This is a genomic window from Amycolatopsis plumensis (assembly GCF_042652605.1).
Taxonomy (GTDB): Bacteria; Actinomycetota; Actinomycetes; order Mycobacteriales; family Pseudonocardiaceae; genus Amycolatopsis; species Amycolatopsis plumensis.
Window position 1 is genome coordinate 8879470 of record NZ_JBHSJY010000001.1, and the last position, 19943, is coordinate 8899412.

General features: G+C 67.3%; 21 protein-coding genes and 1 pseudogene. 19 read left to right on the forward strand and 3 right to left on the reverse strand.

What is annotated here, in order from left to right; all coding sequences use genetic code 11:
• The first annotated feature begins 293 nt into the window (after positions 1 to 293).
• From ACFPLC_RS42745 to ACFPLC_RS42785, 9 genes are all read left to right on the forward strand, one after another.
• Complete coding sequence (locus tag ACFPLC_RS42745; RefSeq protein WP_378236176.1) at positions 294 to 1787, forward strand: SAM-dependent methyltransferase; 1494 nt, start codon at positions 294 to 296, stop codon at positions 1785 to 1787.
• A gap of 290 nt (positions 1788 to 2077) precedes the next feature.
• Positions 2078 to 3079 carry a S1 family peptidase gene (locus tag ACFPLC_RS42750; RefSeq protein WP_378194780.1) on the forward strand — a complete coding sequence of 334 codons (1002 nt, stop codon included), beginning with the start codon at positions 2078 to 2080 and terminating at the stop codon, positions 3077 to 3079.
• 173 nt (positions 3080 to 3252) lie between these two features.
• Positions 3253 to 4098 carry an SAM-dependent methyltransferase gene (locus ACFPLC_RS42755; RefSeq protein ID WP_378194783.1) on the forward strand — a complete coding sequence of 282 codons (846 nt, stop codon included), beginning with the start codon at positions 3253 to 3255 and terminating at the stop codon, positions 4096 to 4098.
• Positions 4095 to 4523: a hypothetical protein gene (locus ACFPLC_RS42760; protein ID WP_378194786.1), complete on the forward strand. Its 429-nt coding sequence runs from the start codon at positions 4095 to 4097 to the stop codon at positions 4521 to 4523. Before ACFPLC_RS42755 ends, ACFPLC_RS42760 begins: the two co-directional genes overlap by 4 nt.
• A 124-nt stretch (positions 4524 to 4647) precedes the next feature.
• Positions 4648 to 5889 (forward strand): hypothetical protein, encoded by a 1242-nt coding sequence (locus ACFPLC_RS42765; protein ID WP_378194789.1) that lies wholly within the window; start codon positions 4648 to 4650, stop codon positions 5887 to 5889.
• A gap of 67 nt (positions 5890 to 5956) precedes the next feature.
• Entirely contained in the window at positions 5957 to 6739 is a 783-nt protein-coding gene (locus ACFPLC_RS42770; protein ID WP_378194792.1) for a Scr1 family TA system antitoxin-like transcriptional regulator, read from the forward strand.
• Between the two features lie 17 nt (positions 6740 to 6756).
• Positions 6757 to 7167: a hypothetical protein gene (locus tag ACFPLC_RS42775; protein WP_378194795.1), complete on the forward strand. Its 411-nt coding sequence runs from the start codon at positions 6757 to 6759 to the stop codon at positions 7165 to 7167.
• On the forward strand, positions 7164 to 7601 hold the full coding sequence (locus tag ACFPLC_RS42780) for a hypothetical protein (RefSeq protein WP_378194798.1): 438 nt from the start codon (positions 7164 to 7166) through the stop codon (positions 7599 to 7601). The genes ACFPLC_RS42775 and ACFPLC_RS42780 overlap by 4 nt, the downstream gene beginning before the upstream one ends.
• 311 nt (positions 7602 to 7912) lie before the next feature.
• Complete coding sequence (locus ACFPLC_RS42785) at positions 7913 to 8143, forward strand: helix-turn-helix domain-containing protein (RefSeq protein ID WP_378236177.1); 231 nt, start codon at positions 7913 to 7915, stop codon at positions 8141 to 8143.
• A gap of 154 nt (positions 8144 to 8297) precedes the next feature.
• On the opposite strand, the gene ACFPLC_RS42790 is transcribed toward ACFPLC_RS42785, so the two are convergent.
• Positions 8298 to 8822, reverse strand: a complete 525-nt coding sequence (locus tag ACFPLC_RS42790; RefSeq protein WP_378194804.1) for a hypothetical protein — start codon at positions 8820 to 8822, stop codon at positions 8298 to 8300.
• A gap of 615 nt (positions 8823 to 9437) precedes the next feature.
• Here ACFPLC_RS42790 and ACFPLC_RS42795 point away from each other — a divergent pair.
• The 3 genes from ACFPLC_RS42795 (at position 9438) to ACFPLC_RS42805 (ending at position 11998) form a co-directional block, all read left to right on the forward strand.
• Entirely contained in the window at positions 9438 to 9836 is a 399-nt protein-coding gene (locus ACFPLC_RS42795) for a DUF7715 family protein (RefSeq protein ID WP_378194807.1), read from the forward strand.
• A gap of 45 nt (positions 9837 to 9881) precedes the next feature.
• Positions 9882 to 10838, forward strand: coding sequence for a DNA-processing protein DprA (dprA, locus tag ACFPLC_RS42800; protein ID WP_378194810.1), 957 nt, complete (start codon positions 9882 to 9884; stop codon positions 10836 to 10838).
• 182 nt (positions 10839 to 11020) lie between these two features.
• The gene (locus ACFPLC_RS42805; protein ID WP_378194812.1) at positions 11021 to 11998 is read left to right on the forward strand and encodes a DUF4192 family protein; all 978 of its coding nucleotides are present in this window, start codon (positions 11021 to 11023) and stop codon (positions 11996 to 11998) included.
• Positions 11999 to 12161: 163 nt separating this feature from the next.
• Here the strand turns inward: ACFPLC_RS42805 and ACFPLC_RS42810 are convergent, their stop codons facing one another.
• The gene (locus ACFPLC_RS42810) at positions 12162 to 13526 is read right to left on the reverse strand and encodes a hypothetical protein (protein WP_378194815.1); all 1365 of its coding nucleotides are present in this window, start codon (positions 13524 to 13526) and stop codon (positions 12162 to 12164) included.
• A 387-nt stretch (positions 13527 to 13913) separates the two neighbouring features.
• Here ACFPLC_RS42810 and ACFPLC_RS42815 point away from each other — a divergent pair, with 387 nt between their 5' ends.
• The gene (locus tag ACFPLC_RS42815) at positions 13914 to 14432 is read left to right on the forward strand and encodes a DUF4760 domain-containing protein (protein WP_446681639.1); all 519 of its coding nucleotides are present in this window, start codon (positions 13914 to 13916) and stop codon (positions 14430 to 14432) included.
• 244 nt (positions 14433 to 14676) lie between these two features.
• Here ACFPLC_RS42815 and ACFPLC_RS42820 read toward each other — a convergent pair whose 3' ends face one another.
• Positions 14677 to 14889: a hypothetical protein gene (locus tag ACFPLC_RS42820; protein ID WP_378194818.1), complete on the reverse strand. Its 213-nt coding sequence runs from the start codon at positions 14887 to 14889 to the stop codon at positions 14677 to 14679.
• A gap of 356 nt (positions 14890 to 15245) precedes the next feature.
• Here ACFPLC_RS42820 and ACFPLC_RS42825 point away from each other — a divergent pair, with 356 nt between their 5' ends.
• From ACFPLC_RS42825 to ACFPLC_RS47550, 6 genes and pseudogenes are all read left to right on the forward strand, one after another.
• On the forward strand, positions 15246 to 16250 hold the full coding sequence (locus ACFPLC_RS42825) for a DUF932 domain-containing protein (RefSeq protein ID WP_378194821.1): 1005 nt from the start codon (positions 15246 to 15248) through the stop codon (positions 16248 to 16250).
• A 56-nt stretch (positions 16251 to 16306) separates the two neighbouring features.
• Positions 16307 to 16990 (forward strand): hypothetical protein, encoded by a 684-nt coding sequence (locus ACFPLC_RS42830; protein WP_378194824.1) that lies wholly within the window; start codon positions 16307 to 16309, stop codon positions 16988 to 16990.
• A 310-nt stretch (positions 16991 to 17300) separates the two neighbouring features.
• Positions 17301 to 17504, forward strand: coding sequence for a response regulator transcription factor (locus ACFPLC_RS42835; RefSeq protein WP_378194827.1), 204 nt, complete (start codon positions 17301 to 17303; stop codon positions 17502 to 17504).
• 146 nt (positions 17505 to 17650) lie between these two features.
• On the forward strand, positions 17651 to 18154 hold the full coding sequence (locus ACFPLC_RS42840) for a hypothetical protein (RefSeq protein ID WP_378194830.1): 504 nt from the start codon (positions 17651 to 17653) through the stop codon (positions 18152 to 18154).
• A complete protein-coding gene (locus ACFPLC_RS42845) occupies positions 18099 to 19040 on the forward strand; it encodes a helix-turn-helix domain-containing protein (protein WP_378194833.1) in 942 nt (313 codons plus the stop codon). Before ACFPLC_RS42840 ends, ACFPLC_RS42845 begins: the two co-directional genes overlap by 56 nt.
• 150 nt (positions 19041 to 19190) lie before the next feature.
• A pseudogene (locus ACFPLC_RS47550) lies at positions 19191 to 19896 on the forward strand (GP88 family protein).
• Positions 19897 to 19943: the final 47 nt, after the last annotated feature.

Genomic DNA, 19943 nt, shown 5'->3' on the forward strand with positions numbered 1-19943 from the left:
GCTACCGAGACACCTCAGCCGCCGTGACCTGCGAAAGACCTCGATGCACTGCAGACGACGCAAGCACCGACCCACCGGCCGACGTGACCCACTCTCCAGCTACCGCGGAGCCACCATGCCCGTGACCGACGGCGCGAGACCCCACACCTACTGGTGGACCACCGTGCGCGCGCGGCCACTGCACGACTACCTCGACTCCCGCACACCCACGGCTCGGATACGGCACTGGCCGACTCGCGATCCCGACTATCCGCACACCGTCCACCCGCTCCAGGAAGCCTTGGATGACCCTGATGACCACGACCGACACCGGCGAGCTCGCCCACGCCGTGGGCGAGGAACTACAGCGGCAGCGGGAAGACCGTGGCTGGTCCCGCCCTGCTCTCGCCGCATGGTCCGAGGGCCGAGCGAACGCGCGAACACTCATCACGTGGGAGAAAGCCACCCGCTCGATGTCCCTGCGACAGCTCGGCGACGCTAGCCGGATCTACCTGATCCGTCCCTCGCAGCTGCTGGCCCGCGCTGAGCGCCGCATCGCCTGGGATCCCGACCTGGCCGTGGATCTCGCTGTCCTGGCCGTCACCCAGCTCGACGCACTCCGTCCTGCGGCCCGCTGGGCGCGAGAGGAACTCAGCGCTGGCGGCCCCCCGTTTCAAGGTCTGGGCACCGTCGACCTCGCGCGGCTCGCCGGATCGATGTCGCCTCAGCATCGCGCACCTGACCATCCTCCTGTCCACCGAATCACCGGCACGCCCATGACGCCCACAGAAACGACACACACCACCCCGATCCACCAACCCACAGACACTGCGAAGCCCTGGTGGCAAAGACCAGTCGGGACGAATCCCGACCGGGTCAACCTCGCCTTCCTTCTCGATGCTCTCCGCACAGCAAAAAATAGCGACAACCGCGATGTCCCCTGCGTCAAATTCGCCCACAACAACGAACTCGACGCTGCGCTCCTGCTCGAAGCCCAGGTGCCGGACGCAGGGTTCGTGTTCCGGTCCGAACGCTCGTTCCTTGATCGCGCAGCCGCCTACCTCGTTGCCCGGCAAGGCATCAGCAGCATCGTGGTTGCCGGTGCGGGACTGCCCAACATCGCTGGCGAACACGACCTGCACTCGCTCATCCGCCGCAGCGAGGAAACTAACCGCACGCGGGAGCAGACCATCGCTCGCGCGAGTGTGATCTATGTCGATCACGACCCTCTGGTCTTGGCGCACCTGCGCACTCTCGCCGACGAGAACAACGGCGTCCACGTCGTTGACGCCGACCCCTGGGATCCCCACGCCATGTGGAACACGCTATACAACACCGGCAAGGAAACCCCGGGCCTGGTTTCACCTGACCACGACCGCGTGGCGCTGCTGCTGGGCGGGGTGATGTCCTTCCACGGCGGCAGCCGCGCCGAAGCCGCGCAGGTCGTGCAAGATCATCTCGCCCGGTTACCCGCCAATGCGTTCCTGGCCATGACCCATCTGCTGCAGCCCGAGCATCCCGACCTCGCCGTCCAGGCACTCGAGTTCGAAGCTGCGCTGCAGCGCCGCGGCCCCGGCGCCGGCACCGGCACCGGCACCGGAAGCCTCGCCACCAAAGCCCAGATCGAAGCGATGATCCACGGCACCACCCTTCTACCGCCTGGGATCGTCCCCGCGTTCGCCTGGTTTCCCGACGGGCCACCCACGGACACGCCGCTGTGCGGGAACTTCACCGCCGCGGTCCTCACCCAGAAGCCTGGATCGGACCGCGACCTGCCGGAACCCCCGTGGCGGTCGGCACGCCCTTGACTTCCTGACCGTCCGTGCCCCGATGTCGCCGACTGTCAGGGAACCGGGGCCGGCGTCCTCGTATGGAACGGGATACCTGCGCGAGGGCACCGGTTGCCCGGATTCGACCGGCTACCGGGGTGGCCGGTCACCTGCCCGCGATCACAAGGTCAAGCAACCGGCCTACCCCGATCGCGGGTGACCACCGGTGCCTGGCCGTGCTCACGCCCCCCACGCACGGCCAGGCACCCACACCGCACCGGGCACATCCGAATTGCGCCGAAGCGTCGTTGAGAAAGGACATTCGACTCGTGCGTCTCAGAACAACAGCCGCAGCAGCGCTCGCCCTGCTGCCGATGCTGTTCGGCATCTCCGCCGCGACCGCCGACACCGGCACACCCCCGCCCTCACCGTCTACCGCCACGGCGTCGCCGCGGATCGTCGGCGGCGACCCCGCCCCCGTGGCCTACGCCGGCGCCGGTTCCCTGCAGCTGCTCGACCACGGCGATCCCGACTGGCACTCATGCGGGGTTACCCTCCTCGCCCAGGGCTACGACGAAACCGGTAAGCCGGCCGCGGTGGCGGTCACCGCCAGTCACTGCCTCAGCAACACCCCCAGTCCCGAAGAGCAAGCGCGGATGAGCCCCGCGGCGAAGAAGATCTTCGCCAGCTTCCGCACCGACCTGCGCAACCCGACCATCGACCGCAGCAATCCCGCGATCTATCACGCGCGGTTCGGTTCGCCCAACCGGCTGCAGGGCGGCGTCGTCCGCACCGGCGCCAAGATCGTCGTCCCGCCGCGCTGGGCCTGGGGCCTGCCGGACATTGAAGGCAAGATCTGGGACGTCTCCCTCATCCGCTTCACCGGCCACGTCGACGGCGTCCGCCCGGCCCGCATAGCCCCCACCTGGCTGTGGCAACCCGCGCGGGCGATCGGCTGGGGCATCACCACCGACCCCGCCGCCTGGACCGGCCCCGCACCGGCCCAGCTCAGCCAGCTCGACGTCCCGCTCCTGCACACAGCCAAATGCGCCCCCGGCGGCATCGGCACCAGCGAACTGTGCGCCGGAGTCCCGCCCACCGGCGGCGGCATCTGCAACGGCGACTCCGGCTCCGGGCTCCTGCAACGCCACGGCGGCGACTGGTACCTGCTCGGCGCGGCCTCCCGCACCATCGCCGAGTTCTGCGGCAGCGCGGCCATCTACACCAACCTCCACGCCTACGAGTGGTGGATCAACCAGCAGATCCGCAAGCTACTGCCCGGCGCCCCAGGCGCAACGATCCACACCGCGTCGGCCACGCCCGTCGGCTGACACACAAACACCTGCTCTCGGGGTGGTCGCGGCGGATCCGATGCCGCGACTACCCCCGGTCCAACGGACGCCCCGCCACTGCGCGAGCGCCTGACCAGCTTCGAAAGCACCTCGACATGCCACCACGCACCGCAGCCACACCCGCTCACCCGCACGCGCACGATGGCGAACGCGTGCACGTCGACATCGAAAGTCCTCGCCGGGACGCTGTCGCCGACTACCTGCTCGACGGCCACCTCAACACCACCGTCGACCGCCTCTTCGCCGACCGCCTCCTCGCCGACTACCCGCAGCTGCCCCGGCTGGCGATCGCGGCCGCAACCTGGGATCGCCGCGCCGCAGCGGCCATGCTCGATCACGGGCTCCGCCACTTCCTCGTCCTCGGCACCGGCGGACTGTCCATCTGGGCTCACTCGTCCACGCTGACCGACCTGCACAACGCTGGCGCGCGGATCCTGCTGTTCGAACACGACCCGGTCACCCAGCACTTGCACAGCTGCATCGACCACGGCGCCGCCGCCGGCCGCGCCCACGTCCTCTGCCTGCCTACCCACCGCCACCACAATCTCGCAGCAACACCCGCGGTCACGCACCTGCTCACCGCCGGCGCGCCGCTCGGCATCCTCGCCACCGGGCTGCTGCGGCCAGCCGGGATCTGCCTCGCCGCCATCCTCGCCCTGCTGAACAGCGCGCCCTCCGGCAGTCGCGCCGCGACCACCCAGCTCATCACGCACGGAACTAACGATCAGGACCACATCTATGCATCACTTGTCGCGCGCTTCGCCGAGGCCGGAATCCCGCTCGCCGTCGAGAACCGGCTCGCCGCCGATCAGCTGCTCGGCAACTTTGCGCACATCACGACGGACGCCGTCATGTCGGCTGCGCTGGACCAGGATGCGGCCAGCCCCCTCATGCGCACTGCACTGCTCGGACACCGTGACCCGCGCAGTTCCACCGTCGCGCTCCGCCCGGGCAGCGAGCGGGCCATCCACCTCGGTGGGCGGAGAGAAGGCCGGTGACCTCGAATACCGCTTGCCCCTGCGGCGTCGCCGTTCTGGCGATTGTCGAGGCCGCCACGGCCCAGGAGGCGGTCGCGGCCTACGAGCACGCGGCGTTCCAAGCGCTCGCGCTCGGGGCCCAGCTCCACCTACGTCGGCACAACGCCGATTCCTCCGCAGCTGGGACGGCCGACGGGATCGAGGAGATCCTGCGGCGGCTACGGGTCACTCTCGCGCTGATGGAGAAGCAGGTGGCCGAGAACCCGCCGACACAGACGGCTCCAGGAACGCTCGCCGGATACCTGCGTTGGTGGGCGCACACCACGGGCCAGATCACGGCCGGTCTCTACCGGCAGGCAGCGCACCAGGACGCGGCAGCCTCCGCTGATCAGTTCACCGGCAGGCCCGCCGATCCCGGCTCCGCGGCGACGGGAGGTTGCCGGTGACCGGTGGAGGGCACCAGAGGAAACCGCGACGCCGGACCGACCCAGTCAACGTCGTCGTCGCTGTGATGGGCGGACTCGGCTGCTGCATCCTGCTGTGGGCGCTCGATCTTCATCGTGGGCGCCGGTGAGCATCCCGTACGCACAGCTTCCTGCCGCGATTCAGCGGGTCTACGAGCTCCTGGCCGACCACCCCGGCCCCGACACCACCGCGCCCCCGATTGCTGCAGCCCTCGAAATCAGCGAGCTGGACGCGGCCACGGCGCTGCAACGGCTGCACGCCGCACGCCTGCTCGACCAGCTCCCGCCCGGCGACCGGTACGCCCTCGCGCCCTGGGCTCGCCAGCACGCCACCCATCAACGCGCCCGGGTGCCCGACTCGACTCGATCCGGCCAGAACAGCCGTCTGATCGACTGGTACGCCGCCACCGCCTGCGCCGCCGTCCTGCTCATGGCCCCCGAAGCACTGCGGTTCAGCGCCTCTGCCACGCATGAGGCAGTGCCCCACGATCACGTGGACGGGCACCGTGCGCTGCGCTGGTACACCTGGGAACACCGCGTCCTGAGCCACGTCCTCACCACCGCTGTCGATCACGGGCGCAGTGACGTCGCCGTCGAGCTGGCCGACGCTATCTGGCACCTGGCCCGCACCACCGACCACCACGACGACCTCGCTCACGCCCACCACACCGGCCACACCCTCACCCACCAGACCCGACACCCGATCGCTGCGGTCTTCCGCGCCCGCGAAGCCAAGGCCCTGGCCGACCTCCGACACATCACCGACGCGCTCAACGCCGCGGCCGAAGCCGCCGCACTCGCCCGGGACACTGCCGAACCGGGCATTCTCGCGCTGGCCCACTCCCACAGCGGTCGCGTCGACCTCGTCGCCGGCGACCCGGACCAGGCGCTGCGGGAACTCACCACTGGCCTACGCCACTACCGCAACGTCGTCGACGACCACGGCCACGCCCTCACTCGCCGCCGCATCGGCCAGGCCCACCTGGCCCTCGGCTACACCGCCGATGCCCTCTGCTACCTCGACGCCTCGATCGGCGCCCTGATCCGCGCGGACCACCGGTTGGGGGCGGCGCGCGCATTGACCTACCTCGCCGACGCGTTCACCGCTGACCGACAGCCGTCCAACGCACTGTCGGCCCTCGGTCGCGCTCACGCTCTGCTGGGCAACTCCGCGGCCCCGCGCTATCGGACCGGGCTTGACCTGGCCGCCGCCCGCGCCCGCTACGCCCTCGGCGAGACCACGATCACCCGCCGCCTCACCGAGAACCTCATCACCCGGCTTGACCGCGCCGGCCCCGGTGCTGCAGGTGACCTCGCAGCCGCCGTCGCGCTACATGACCAGCTCTGACCCGGGACGACGCGAGGAGTCCCTCGACGAGCCCGTCCGACGCCTCCGCCACCTGGAATGAGAATGCATGACCACACCTAAATCGCTCCCGGCGCTGCTCGCTTTCAGTAGCGCTCTTCGGGCGGTCAGAACAGATCGAGAGCAAGGCCTGCGCAGGTTCGCAGACAAGCTGGGAGTCTCTGCTCAGACCTTGTCGAACTGGGAAACCGGCAAGCGGGCGCCGGCGATCGACGAGGTGGCGCACCTGCTCGGATTTCTCCGCGTCAGCCCCGCTGAACACCAACGCGTCATGCGGCTCTGGCACCAACTCGACTCCCCGACTTTCATCGAAATCCCGGGCACAGACACCAGTCTGCAGCAGAAGCTCGATGAATTCGCCGTCCGCGTCTGGGAATGGGCACCGCACACTGTCCCGGAACCGTTGCAGACCGTGGAGTACGCCCGCGCGATCCTGCAGCGTGACCAGACACCGCTTGACGACGTTGACGTCGAACTCTTCCTCCGACAAGCCCGACAGTTGGACCGTAAGCAGCCACGATGCAGGACTGTCCTGTTGAGCCATGCAGCATTGGCGCCAGCACCCGAGTCACAGCTACACGCGATCAAGACGATGTCAGATCGTCCCCAGCTGAGGATCATGCTCGTACCGGTCACCGGCACAGTGCGAACGATCGAGCCTTTCACGATCTACGAGACCGATAGCAAGGCCTTCACTGTCGCGTTTCCCCACCACGACAACGTCATCTTCGTCAGTGAGCGAAACCTCGTACAGAGCTACCGGTCGACCTTCAAGAAGCTAGAGCGGGAAGCGATCGACCATGTCGATAGGCGTGAGGGCATGAGGGCATGACTGCGAAAGTCACAGTGGTGACCGAAACTGCGCAACCGATTCGCGCGCTGCTGAGCGACGCGGCATGGCACACGGCCCTTGCTGCAGTACGCGAGCAGGCAGTGATCGATACCCATGAACCCGCAGCGATCATCGAACTGCTGACACGGGCGGTCGACTGCGCGGAACACGACGGCGACAGGGCACTAGCCGAGTCCGGCCGGGTCCGGATACTCAAGCTCGCGCTGACTCACCACGACCACGCCGGAGTGCAGGCAGGCGTGGCCGCGTTGAGCCCTCTCTACCACCGGTGGGACGGCGGGCAATACGCGACATACGTCGCATCCGATCTCACCGGCACCGATGATTCTGCTCCGGTACTGGACGGGGGGCGCGATCGCCATGCTTTGTGCTGCGGTGCAACAGGGCCTTCGGAGACCGACCGATGACCTGCCACGACCGCACCTACGAGATGCCCGGCCTGGACTTCGCCCAGAATTACCGTATCCGTTGCCTCTCATGGCAGCTTGGAACGTTCGAGCGCCGCGGGCACATACGCCGCGAGTGGGCATTACGGATGCAACGCCAGGACGGCGACGGCCAGCAGCGTTCGCTGACGTGGCTACACGACCTACCCGGACACGAAGCACTCGACTGGGACTGGGCGATCTTCCTGCTCGCCCGCGACGCCGGAGACGGCCGACAGTCCTTCGACGCCTACGTCGAGGAACACCTCTCCCAACGCGACGACGATGACATCCCCCGGCACGAGCATCACGACTGGGTGCGCGCTGAGCACCTGTGGCATCAGGTCCGGGACTTTCTCGGGCGCGATCCGGTCCTGCTCACAGCGTTCTTCGACATCCTGCCGCCCGAGCGTTGAATGCCATCCCCGCAACCCTCCGGTTTGGGACGCATCCTCGGCGACGCCATCGCAGTGCCGTGCGTCGCAGCGCTGGTCATTCCGATCATCGCCATGGTCTTCACCCGTTGGAACCCCGTCTCCGGCGCCGTCGCCACGTGGGTGGCGGTGATCGCTGGATATCGGCTGGGGTGGCGCGTTGTTCACGTCCGGGATACGCCAGCTCAGGAAGGAATCCACGATAGATGTCAAGCCCGAACGCGCGTCAGCACCCACCGAAGTCGGCAAGAGGCGGCGGAAGCTGGCCGACGATCGGTGAGCACATCACCGCAGTGCACCGACGATCCGCAGCCGAGGGCGTGCCGGACCCGGACTGGCTTCCCTGGCCGCCCACCGCCCGCAACTGCCCGCTGCTGCTACCGCGGGGCGAGCGCACTCCGTATCGGGTGTGGGAGGTGATGGAGCTGCGGGCCCGCTATGTGCGGTGGCCCCAGATCGCCGCGCGGCTCGGCGTGCCCGAGCACGTCGTCCGCGATTGGATCCACAGACTCGGTAACCGGTGAGCACGAACAGTCCGTGGTTGCGAGATCGATGTGCTACAGCACGCCGGTTCGCCAGATCGAGTGAGGGCGGGACGTCGGCCCGGCCAGCGTTGGACACCGGCCGGACCGACCCGCCCACGCACGACACCCGGCGGATATCAGGGCGTGTGTGACGTCACGGGCACCGCGGAACCTGCGGGGTGCCGCCTCCGCCTGGACCGGTGTGCTGCTCGACCTCCCACAGGTCGCCGCGGACCCAGCCGTAGGTGCCGCCGCGGTAGGACCACCCCCACGCGTGTCCATCGGAGGCCCCGCGCGTGCACGAGACCCAGAACCCGGCGCCGTAGCCGATCGTGCCGAGCACCGGACCGTCCACCGGCCGTGACCGGATGCGCGCGCCGTCCGCGGTCGCGATGACCGCGATCCAGCCCTGAGCCGTCGCGGCCGACATCGGCCGAGCGTGCGACGACTTAGGCGTGGACCAGGTGAGGGTTCCGTCGGGCGCGACCGCCGGCGTGTCCGCGTTGGCCTCACCCTCGCCGACCGCGCCGACGTCCGGTTGCTCGGACACCATGCCGCCGGCGGGCGAGAGCTCCGCTGCCTGACCCGACGCCGCGGCCGCCATCGTCGCACTCGCAAGCGCTCCAAATGTCAGCAACGACGCCGCGATCCGCTTCGCGCACAAAAGACTCGCGGTCATGGAAAGACTCCAGCCTTGAAGGGGCGCGCTCACGGCCGCCTGAACAGAATGCTCATTCGAGCGTGCAGGCAACGGCTCATCAACGTGTGCAAGGAAACCCAACCGCCGATCCAGGCCGTCCGATCACCTCAGCCCGAGGCGTGGCCGGCGGTAAAGCCGGCCGGGCGACGTCGGACAGGGAGATTTTGGCTCGGGAGAGGTGCCCTCCCCAGTGCCCTCTCCCGAGCCGGGAACCCTTCTACCGCTGGGGTTGACGCGGACCGGATCCCCAGAAGGGTCCACTGTGGCCGCTCCCTGTGGACCACCGTGGATCACCTTCTGAAACCAGAGTGCCCCACAAACCAGTAATTCGCCACAACTGTGGCGGATTTTCTGGTAATAACTTTGGGTGTCAGCGCGTGCGCGAAACGCAGCGCCCGACAACCTCCTCCCCTATGCCAGCGCCGGCTGGGCCTGGCTGCAGCTCAGTGCAGCAGACCCGCGGCCCGCGGCAAGCCCACAGTCCACCAGGGACGCCACCGTCACCCTGCGGCCGGCTTGCCCCGGGCCCGCGGGGCCCGCGGGCGAAGGCCGCGTCCACCGCCCACCCCGGGCGTGTCCACCGAGGAGGAATCCGTGTTGAAGTACTTCGTCTCCACCCACCGCACCCAAGGCGAACGGGACAACGACTCCAACAGCATCCCCGAGACCGAGATCGTCGACCTGGCCAGCCTGTCGCACGAGGATCCGGACCACCCGTACTGCGGCTGCGCGCGCAGCTTCGTCGGCATCGCCAGCCGCCAGACCACCACGACCGCCGAGATCGTTGAATCCGACATGACAGCAGTCGAATTCGTCGCCCGCTTCCACGCCGCCTTCGTGGCCATGGGATTTCCCGACACTCCCGAAATGCGCGCCGAGGTCGGCAACGACGCCACGGAGCTGCTGCGGCTGGCGGCGGTGTGGCCGGTCGGCACCGTCGTCAAACGCCGATGCCACGAGATCCGCGTGCGCGAATTCCCCGCCGCGACCTGACCTGACCGCAACCACCAGCCCCGCACATCGCTAGAAGGAGTGCTCATGTCCAGTTCCACCGACGCGCGGCGCGCCCGCGCGTTCCTCCAGCATGTCGCCGAACCCACCAACCCGGTCCTCGCGCGCTACATCGCCGACGTCGGGCCCGTCGACGCCGCCCACCGCATCGCCGATTGCAGCGCACCGGCCGATGTCCTCACCGAGTCTCGCCGCGACGCGAGCTGGCCGCTCGTCGACACCAACCTGCAGACAGCGGCCAGTCTCGGTGGCCGGTTCGTCATCCCCGAAGATGACGAATGGCCGGCCGTCGCCTTCGCCGGGCTCAGCACTCTGGCCCCCAACGGCGACACTTATGTCGGACCCCCTGTGGGTCTGTGGGTTCAGGGCGAGCCACGGCTGGACGAGCTGGCGGCCGCTCCCTCGATCGCGATCGTGGGCTCCCGCGCCGCCACCGAGTACGGCGAACACCACGCCGCCGAGTTCGCCAACGGGCTCGCCGCCCGCGGCGTGCCGGTGTTCTCCGGCGCCGCTTACGGCATCGACGGCGCAGCGCACCGCGGTGCGCTCGCCGCCGACGGCGTGACCGTCGCGGTGCTGGGCTGCGCTGTCGATGTCGGCTACCCGGCGGGGCACGTCGGTCTGCTGGACCGGATCGTCCGCTCCGGCGGCGCCGTCGTCAGCGAATACCCGCCCGGCACCCCGCCGGCGCGCCACCGGTTCCTCGACCGCAACAGGCTCGTCGCCGCCCTCACCACGGCCACCCTGGTGGTCGAGGCCGGGCGGCGCAGCGGCGCCCGGCACACCGCGCGCCTGGCCTACACGCTCAGCCGGCCCGTCCTCGCCGTGCCCGGTCCCGTGTCCTCGGCGACATCGGCAGGGTGTCACCAGCTGATCCAGGACGGCACCGCCCGCCTGGTCACCTCCGTCGATGACGTCATCGGCGTCATCGAGGAAGGCAACGACGCCGACACGGCACCGGAGACGGGTCGTCCCTGCAGCTGAGGCCGGCCGACGCTAGCGCACGCTCCGGCGGCAACCCGGACCTGACGCGGACCTGCCGACCGGGCGGTTGTCACAGGCCGCCGCCGGGACGCGCGCTCGGGCGGTGGCGGCTCACACCTGCGTGGGCCGCCACCGCCTCCCACGGCCCAGACGGCCGGAGAGGCCGATCCGAGGAGCGCCGAGTGACCACCTACCTGACCCCAGGTGAACTGATCGGATCCGTTCCCGACACCTGCGCCGACACCCTGCACGTCATCGCCCTGCCATCCCACCCACGCACCAGCCCCGGGCGCCTCACCGCACCGACCGGCGCGGCGTTCCCCGCGACCCGGGTGCGCGGCCTGACCACCCGCGAGATCGCCGCGCACGTACAAGCTGCGCTCCCTGCCGAGCGTGATACCGACCTGGTCGTCGTCGTGATCGCCGCGGACTGCGTCCGACAGGGGCCGCCGCTGCGGGCCGCGATCGCCGCGCTCGAGGCCGACCTGCATCCCGCCGGGCACACCGTCCTCGGCCGCTACTGGGCGCCCCACACCCGCCCCGGCGCCCCGTGGCGCGACTACCGCCGCCCCACCCACCTCGGCACCGTCATCGCGCCACGCGCGGATCTCGACTTCGCCGGGCCCCTCCAGCTCGGCGGGGACGCCCCGACCCCGACCTGGGCCCTGCCCTTCGCCGCGCCCGGCGAAACCTTGCCGGCCAGCGTCAGCCGATTCGCCCGCCGGGTGGTGCCGTTTCTGGTGCGCCGCGGCGACGAGGCCAACCGGATCGTCGCCCACGCCATCACCCAGGCTGGCCGCGGCGAGTTCGTCGACGATGCCGCGGCGCTGGCGGTCACGACCGCGCTGGCCGACAACGCCGTTTACGGCCCCTTGCTGCTGCAACCGGCCGATCTCGACCCGCAGCGAATCGAGCAACTGTGGATGGCCCTCTACCGCGGCAGCACCGAGCACAACGCTCGTGCTCGGCTGGCCACATTGATCGCCGCCAGCGCCGTGCGCCGCGGCGACGACCCACTCACCGCCTGTGCCTTGGTGCACGCCCACGGGGCGCCGGGCGCAGCCACCGTCGGGCTGCTGTTCCAGCAGGACGCCAGCGCCGACGTTGTTGAGCACGAGCTCGACGAGATCGTCGGCCGGGTCGGCGCGACGCGCTGGTAGCCCACGCCCCTGACATTCAGCTGGGTCGCGGCGTCTCGAGCGTCATTCCACTACTCCGGGACGTCTCGACACCTCCTGCGCCTGCAGCGCTCACTTTCAGGCCCTCGACTCCAACTCCCAGTCTGGCCAACACCGAAACACTGTACCATTGCGAAAGTATTGACTAGCGATTATTTTGTCGCAACTCTCTGCGCCGAACAACGGCAAGCCTCGGCACCGCTAGAACACCCACCACGGCCCCCAGCGCGGACCCGCTAGTAACCCATCGACCGATCATATCAAGCGTTGCATCATCGAAGTCAGCTTGACTGGAGAGCCAGATGCAAAAACCAGTCAAAACCCCCAATAGTGCACCTATCCCCATTGAGGCGCTGGCTAATGCCGCACTCTTCCTTGTCACCTTCCACAACAACAATATGTCGACATCAATCCATAAGCGAATGTTACTTCTCGCAGCAGCTCTAAGAAGACTGCCTACCAGCAAATATGCGATCGCAAAAAGTAACGCCAGGCGCCACGTGTGGCGCGGACTTGGTTCCGTCACTGCCTCCATCGTGAAAATGACTAGACCAACAGCCAGGGCAGTTGAAATACCGGAGAGCCACTGAGAGGCGAGTATTTCGAACTCGCGCCTAATCCGCGCATTGCGTCCCGGCCCCACTTGCCCAGCAGCGTCATCGCTCGGGTCGAGCATAATTACCTTTGCACCCAGCGCCCACACCCAACCGAGACAGTAAATTCCAGCAACAACAGCCGATGCGACCAGCGTTGAGCCACGGTATACGGCCACCCAGGCCAAAAGCAGAGCAACTAGCACGTTAATCCAACGGGACAGCACTTGCCGTGACACGAGCAGGACGCCGTCGCGTCGCCCAGTCAAGGGCGGATCAGGTACCCTGAAGATCAGCCTGACGAAGCACGCAGTCGTAGCACGCATGACCGTGACACCCCAGAGAATCATTCCGACGATAACGGCGACATCAGACTCAATCCCAGCGGAATCCAGGCCGGAACCACGAATAATTAAGACAGATATGACAAACATGAATATTATCGAAACCGATAAGGAGAGCTTGATATAAGTCACCATTCGGCCGTTAATGAAGACCTCCTCGGGATTCTTCGCGTTGCCCCCGTCGGCCTTTACCCGTTCGGATGGGTCGCCGTCTTCCGAACTCCCATCTTGAGCATCGTCTTTGACCGTGTATCTAATTACACGTTTCAATGCTCGCCTAAAGCCCAGGTCGTCTCGAGCGATCCGCCCAACAATGTTGACAATCTGGCGGCGAATATCCACTTCAACTTCGCTCAGTTCGTTGACATTGAGATCCAGACCACGGATCGAGGGTTCATCCATCAGGCGACCCATTACAATTGAACACAGACGGTCAGCGGCCGCTACTGCACGCGCATCGACATCCTTATCGGCAATTCGATGCAGTGCCCTCTGAGTTTGTGATGTTTCTGCAGCCGCCCACGCCGATAATAATTGGAGCACCGCACCCTTGCTTAACTCCATCAAGTTCACCCGTCCAACTCGACCGATACCTGCCTATCCCCAGTCGCTCTCGCGTGCCGAAACGCAACATTCACGAATCCATGCCGCCTCGACCTATTGGACACGGAGGGAAAATTTCAGACTTGGAGCGCTGCTTCGCGACGTCTGTTCGTATCGATCAGTGAGCGCTCGCGACCAGATCGACACCTAAGCCCCGTCGCTCACCGTAAGCCTACGCAGGGTGGCGAATGGAAGACGAACATCAGTCACATGATGCTACGACGGTCAGGTCGTAACAGCTCGCTCCGCGCTGCGACTACCCATCGGCAACCTGAACCTAACTTCAGGCGACCATCCTTGTAATTTTCAAACAAAGTCCTCAGGGTAGGAGTCATGAGTAACTTCCAGTAGGCAACATTGATCATTGCAGCAGTCGCAGCGGCGGTCAATGTATGCGCTCTCTTCTTCGTAGGAATGCAGGTTCGTCATGCCGCTCGCGAATCGCTCCGTGCTGACAGAAATTTAGAGGACGAGCGACGTAGACAGCGAAAGAAAGACACGATCGATGCGATGGTGTCCTCCTCGCGACAATGGGAGGAATTCAGGATGGCACTCCCGTGGAACGACAGAGACAAAGAGAATGTACAGGCATACCTACAACACATAGAAAGGAAGCCCGCCGCGCGCGCACCGGTACGCAACTATCTTGATTTCCTCGAAGTAGTTGCCGTCGGCGTGAACAGTGGCGTATTCGATATCGACACAGTTTCCAGGATGGTCGACGGGAGGATCCTCGCGGTGACGGAGAACTATATGCCGTACATCAACCTCCGCAGAGACGAGTTGCGGAGCCCCAGCTTATACTCGGAACTAGAGGTCATGGCACGGTCGACACGCAATCATCGCGACCGCGAGTCTGCTTCTGCCAATGGCTAGCCGGCCTCGCTGTAACCATTGCAATATCGACTACACTGCCACGATGATTCGTTGCATTGGCCTCTTGCGCCACTGACGTGCCCAGCCGAGCCCTGCCGACCAATTCCCGGCTTGATGGCGCATATGTACGATCGCCGGTACGCATGCGTCCTCGTCCGCTAACAGCGGGGTTTTTCAACTTCGACAGCCAGTTCGTTGAGGTCCGTTGTGAACAAAATTTTCAGTCCGCATAAGTCACTGCGGTCTATGTCTCCGCGTCGGCCACGCCCTCTGGCCCAGCGACCGCGACGTCTTCCCTGAGCGGTTCGCCTGGTATATCCAGGTCAAGCAGGACTTCCGGGACGTCCAGTGCGAAGTGGCGATCCTCGAACGCCGCCTTCACGGCCAGGCTCAGGCGCGGCCGCTGCGCAACCTGCATCCGGCTCCGTTCTCGCCACGGCCCGATCGAGCTCGACATCGAGCATCTCCTGTGCGCCCCAGCCTGGGTAAATGGCCTGAGAATCGTCCACGCCGCCTCCAGTGGGATCACTGCTCCAGCACGGGACCGAGCTGGATGACGTCTCAGCGCGGCCATCGCGCCCTCGACGCATCACGCGGGGCCGGCGGGCCGGCATTCGGCCGTCGCGGTATGAGCGAGCCGAGGGAACCAGGCCCGCGCCGGCGGTGCACAGCCACCAGCTCGTACAGCAACGTCGCCGTACTGGACGGGCTCGTGCACCGCCGGCGCTCGGCCTGGTGAGCCGTGGCCGTCCACCCGCGAGCCCGCCGCCTCCGGCACCAGGCCCGCACCCGTTGCGCAGAGAGGCTTTCCTCGTGTCCAAGGAAACCAGCAAGTGGCTCAACACCAACGTCCTCGTCGGATTCACCGACAAACGCGGCCACGCCTGGCACTACCGCGCCGAAGACCAAGGCGCCGAGCCCAACCACTACCCCGGCCCGATCCCCATCGCCGAGGTCAAACGGCGCCTGTTCGGCTGGACCGCCGAGCCGGCCCGGGTGTTCGTTGAGGACCGGTTCGGGCTTCGCCTCGCCGAGCACCACCTGGGCGTCACCACCTCCGACACCGGCGACATTCTCGCCATCCACACCGACGAATACGGCATCCACCAGTACGACACCTGGCTGCTGGACAACGTCGCCGCCCTGCTCGACGACGGCCTCAGCATCGGCTCCGCCGGACTGCTGCGCGGACGTAGGCAAGCCTGGGTCAGCGTCGAAGTCCCCGACAACATCGTCACCCCCGAAGGCGTCGAGTTCCGGCCGAACCTGCTGGCCTGTTCCAGCCACGACGCCAGTCTGAAAACCCGCTACAAGCGGGTGGTCACCAACGTCGTCTGCGACAACACCATGAACATCGGCCTACGCGAGGACGGCCAGGACCACGCGATCGTCCACAAGCGCAACAGCAACCTGCAACTGCTCAACGCCCGCGAGGCGCTGCAGATCGTGCACACCGTCTCCGACGACTTCGCCGCCGAAGTCAAGAAGCTCTGTCAGACCACCGTCACCGACCGGGCCTGGAAAGCGTTCCTGGACGCTCACACTCCGATCCCCGACGAGCCGGGCCGCGCACGCACCAACGCCGCCACCAAACGCTCCGCACTCACCCGGCTATGGACTAGCGACAGCCGCGTCAGCCCCTGGAAGAACACCGGCTGGGGCGTGGTCCAGGCCGTCAACACCCACCTGCACCACGAAGCCGTCATCCACGGCGCCACCCGCGCCGAACGGAACATGACCCGGGTGTTGAAGGGCGAGCTGGCCAAGCACGACCGCGCCACGACCACCACCCTGCACAAGGTCCTCGCGACCGTCTGAGCTGCCGCCGGTCCCCACCCTTCGCTTTCTTTCCGGTTTACGAAAGGACTATCGCCATGGGCACCAGCACCTTTCCGCCGCTGCCGTGTGCGGCACCGACGGCTGCACGAACTCCGGACACGGCATCTCCATCGCCGTGTCCCGCCCGAGCGTCTACCGCTGCCACGACTGCATCGCCTGCCTCGACGCCCTGGGCCCCCCGCTGGATCCGTGGGTTCACCGACGAACGTGCCTACGCCGACCGCAACACCGAACTCGGGCACCTGAACGCGGCGGCGCTGCGAGAACAGCCCGCACCGGTGCTGGCCACGATCGATGCGGCGCGGGATGCGTTCACGGTGCTGGCCGACCTCATCGGCCCGGCGCTGGCCCGCGACGCGGTCACCGCGATCGTCGACGCCGGCGACCAGGTCATCGACTGCTCCGTCACCAACTGGTGGGCCGCCTACCGCCACCCCGAACACCACCCCCACACGGCACCAGCCCGTGCCGCTTACCGGTTCGATCACCTCTGGCCGGTGCGGGTCGGCGGCCGCGTCCTCGGCACCGTCCACTACGTCACCACCGGACACTTCGATCGCTACGAGCCCCGCACCTGCACCGGATCCGTGCTGCGTCCCGACCTGCCCTCCGACGAGCAGCCCTGCTACAGCTCCGTCCACGACGCTGCCGACGCTCTGATCGCGTGGACGGCGGATCGCCAGGCAGCGGGCGGTGTCATGGTTCTCGACCACGCGTGACCTCGCGGGTTGGCGCGCGGCCTCCATCACGCGACCAGGCCCGGCGGCACCGGTCAAGGCCCTCCGGGGAGGTCGACCACGCGCCCGCAGGACGGGGCCTTGACCGGTGCCGCGGCGGGACCTGGATGTCGGTGGGTCGTCCGCACCCCATCCCGCGCGAAGCCACCTGAATGAACCGGGAATCCCCGAGTTCGGCCACGCCGTCCCCCCGGTCGGCCGAACCCCGGTTCGGGGTTGGCCGGGTCAGCGCACGCGCCGCGCTGACCTGGCCAACCCCTCGCCTTCACCACACGTCCTCGGAGGTCCGACCATGCCCCGCACGACTGCACTAACCGCCACCGAACGAGAAGTCCTCCACGACGTCGCACACGGACTGAACAACATCCAGATCGGAGTGAAGCAATTTCGCTCGGCCGAAACCATCCGCACCCACATGAAGAACATCTTCTTCAAGCTGGAAGCCCGCAACCGCGCGCACGCCGTCGCCATCGCCTACGACACCGGCATCCTCTAATGCCGGCGCCCGCACCTGCCGCTGACACAGCCGGTACCACGGCGATCCTCTCCACCGACCTGCCAACCACACCGACGCGACAGCGCCGCGACCACCAAGACTGCCAGCCGCTCCGTGCCACGTAAACCGACTACGGGAGGACGACGATGACCGACTCCAGTCGCCGTACCGCCGCACCGACCTACCTCGACAGCCCGGATCTGCTGCTCGTCATCGACGACGCGGATATCGGCGCTGACGCCGAAACCGTCATCGGACAGCTCCTCAGGCGGGATCCGGCGGACGCAGCGCTGATCGCGCGGGGCGACGCGATGTTGTCCGCCGCCGACGCGGGGACCGCCACCAAGTGGCTGGCCACGTCGATGACCTGGCTCTACGGCCGATCCGCTCCTCCGCCGCCTCCGCAGCCCCAGCGTGAGCGGCGGGCGGTTCCGCGCGCTGACCGACCACACCGGTGTCCCCGTAAACTAATGGTTACTGACAGTGATAGGTGCATGTCGGCGCGAGCCAATGAGAAGGCAGGGCAGGCGATGAGTCAGCTGGACGTGCGGATGCGGATGGCGCGGGACGCCGCCGGGGGTCAGTCTGTCGTCCATGGCGGCCAGGACTCACTACAGCAAGACCTACCTCTGGCAGCTAGAGGCCGGTGAACGCGTCGTCAAACCCGAGCACGTGGCCGCCTACGCCACCGCCCTCGGCGTCGCGGTCGAGGCGCTCTACGGCTCGCCGCTGGAACCGTTGTGGACCCTCTGGGACGCCCGCGACGACCTACCGGGCGAGGCCGAGCGCGACCGGGTCACCGCGTTGCTGGACCATCCCCGTTCCGTCGACCAGGCCGCCTTCGGCACGCTCGCCGACGTCCTGACCGTCGTGCGCCGGCTCGAAGACGACGCCGGCGCCGAGCACGTGATCCCGATGGTGGATGCCCAGGTGCGGGTGGTCGAGCAGTCCGCCGACGAAGCACGCGCGAGCGTCCGGTCGGTGGCGGTCGGGCTGCTGTCGGAGCTGGAGCAGTACCGGAGCTGGCTGGCCATTCCCGGCAAGCAGTGGAGGCTGGCCGGAGCGCACCTTGACCGCGCGGCCGTGCTGGCGCTAGCGGTCGACGATCCGCTGCGACTGTCCACCGCGCTGTCGTTCTCGGCCTACCGAGCCATCCGGCGCCGGAAATTCAGCACCGCCGACGCGTTGTCCGACGCCGCTCGTCGCGACACGCGGGTTCACCTCGGCTTGCGCACCTACGAGACCTTCCAGCGCGCCGAGATCCTCGCCCAGCGCCACGAAGACGCCGAGGCGGTTCGGCTGCTGTCCGACACCGACGGCATGATCGAGCGCCTGCCACCCGCCGACGAGCTGCCGCCCTCAGGCTACTGGTACACCGCGCCTTTCTTCCTCGGCCAGCGCGCGTTCGTCCTGGGCGCCCTCGGCGACCACGCCGCCGCCGGCCAGGCCGCCCGTGACTGCCTTGCCGAAATGCCATCCTCGTGGACATCGTCGGAGTGGGCATCCCGCCGCCGCAAACTCGCCGAGCTGACCTAACCGCTTACCCGCGGCCACACTTTCCCTATAGGACAGTCCCTCCGCCGCTGCCCATTTCTCGTCGCCGTCCCACAGCCAGGTGTACGGTGGAAGAACCGGATCTTGGTGTGGCCTCCCCATGCATCGATTGGCATGAGGACGGCGGTCACGATGACCCTGCTGCGGCAGAACCGCGAACTGAAACGACTGGGCATCTGGAACTGGTGCCTACCAGCGTTCGCCGGGAAGCTACCGGATGGCCGCAACTACAACGCGTGCCCCTCCGCCGGCGTATGCGCGCAAGCCTGGTACGCCAGAAACGGCACCTATCTCTTCCCTCAGGTGAAAGCACGCCACCAAGAGAACCTGCGCTGGACCATGGACGACCTGCCCGGCTGGCAACACGCCATGCTGGATGAACTATCACACAAACGCTTCCTCGACGCGTGGGTGCGGATCCACGACAGCGGCGACTTCTACTCCAGCGCCTACCTCACTGCCTGGCTGGAGATCATGCGGGCCCGGCAACGCACCCGGTTCTACGCCTACACCAAGGAAGTCGCGGCGTTCCGCGAACTGGTCGAGCCCAACCCGCCCCGGAACTTCTGGTGGGTCTACTCCTACGGCGGCACCCAGGACTCCACATTGGACTCGACTGTCGACCGTGTCGCCGATGTATTTCCCCGACGAGCAGTCCATCGCCGCGGCGGGCTGGCACTCGCAAGAGGAGTCCGACCTGCTGGCGGCCCTCGGGCCGACACCGGTGGGGATCCCGGCCAACAACATCGCGCACTTCAAAGCTCGGCAAGCCGGGCGGCGCTGGAGCCGGTGGCAGGCCGGCGTCGACGCCATCGCCCCAGCTGGGACAGAATCGTAGATCGTCGAGATCTTTCCCCCACTGTGCGAACACCGCCGCGGTGCGCT

Bases quoted from the DNA above. Each gene is read 5' to 3' on its own strand.
- ACFPLC_RS42745 (WP_378236176.1), top strand. From the start codon at position 294: ATGACCACGACCGACACCGGCGAGCTCGCCCACGCCGTGGGCGAGGAA.
- ACFPLC_RS42770 (WP_378194792.1), top strand. From the start codon at position 5,957: ATGACCACACCTAAATCGCTCCCGGCGCTGCTCGCTTTCAGTAGCGCT.
- ACFPLC_RS42780 (WP_378194798.1), top strand. From the start codon at position 7,164: ATGACCTGCCACGACCGCACCTACGAGATGCCCGGCCTGGACTTCGCC.
- ACFPLC_RS42790 (WP_378194804.1), bottom strand. From the start codon at position 8,822: ATGACCGCGAGTCTTTTGTGCGCGAAGCGGATCGCGGCGTCGTTGCTG.
- dprA (WP_378194810.1), top strand. From the start codon at position 9,882: ATGTCCAGTTCCACCGACGCGCGGCGCGCCCGCGCGTTCCTCCAGCAT.
- ACFPLC_RS42820 (WP_378194818.1), bottom strand. From the start codon at position 14,889: ATGTCGAGCTCGATCGGGCCGTGGCGAGAACGGAGCCGGATGCAGGTT.
- ACFPLC_RS42830 (WP_378194824.1), top strand. From the start codon at position 16,307: ATGGGCACCAGCACCTTTCCGCCGCTGCCGTGTGCGGCACCGACGGCT.
- ACFPLC_RS42835 (WP_378194827.1), top strand. From the start codon at position 17,301: ATGCCCCGCACGACTGCACTAACCGCCACCGAACGAGAAGTCCTCCAC.
- ACFPLC_RS42840 (WP_378194830.1), top strand. From the start codon at position 17,651: ATGACCGACTCCAGTCGCCGTACCGCCGCACCGACCTACCTCGACAGC.
- ACFPLC_RS42845 (WP_378194833.1), top strand. From the start codon at position 18,099: ATGGCGGCCAGGACTCACTACAGCAAGACCTACCTCTGGCAGCTAGAG.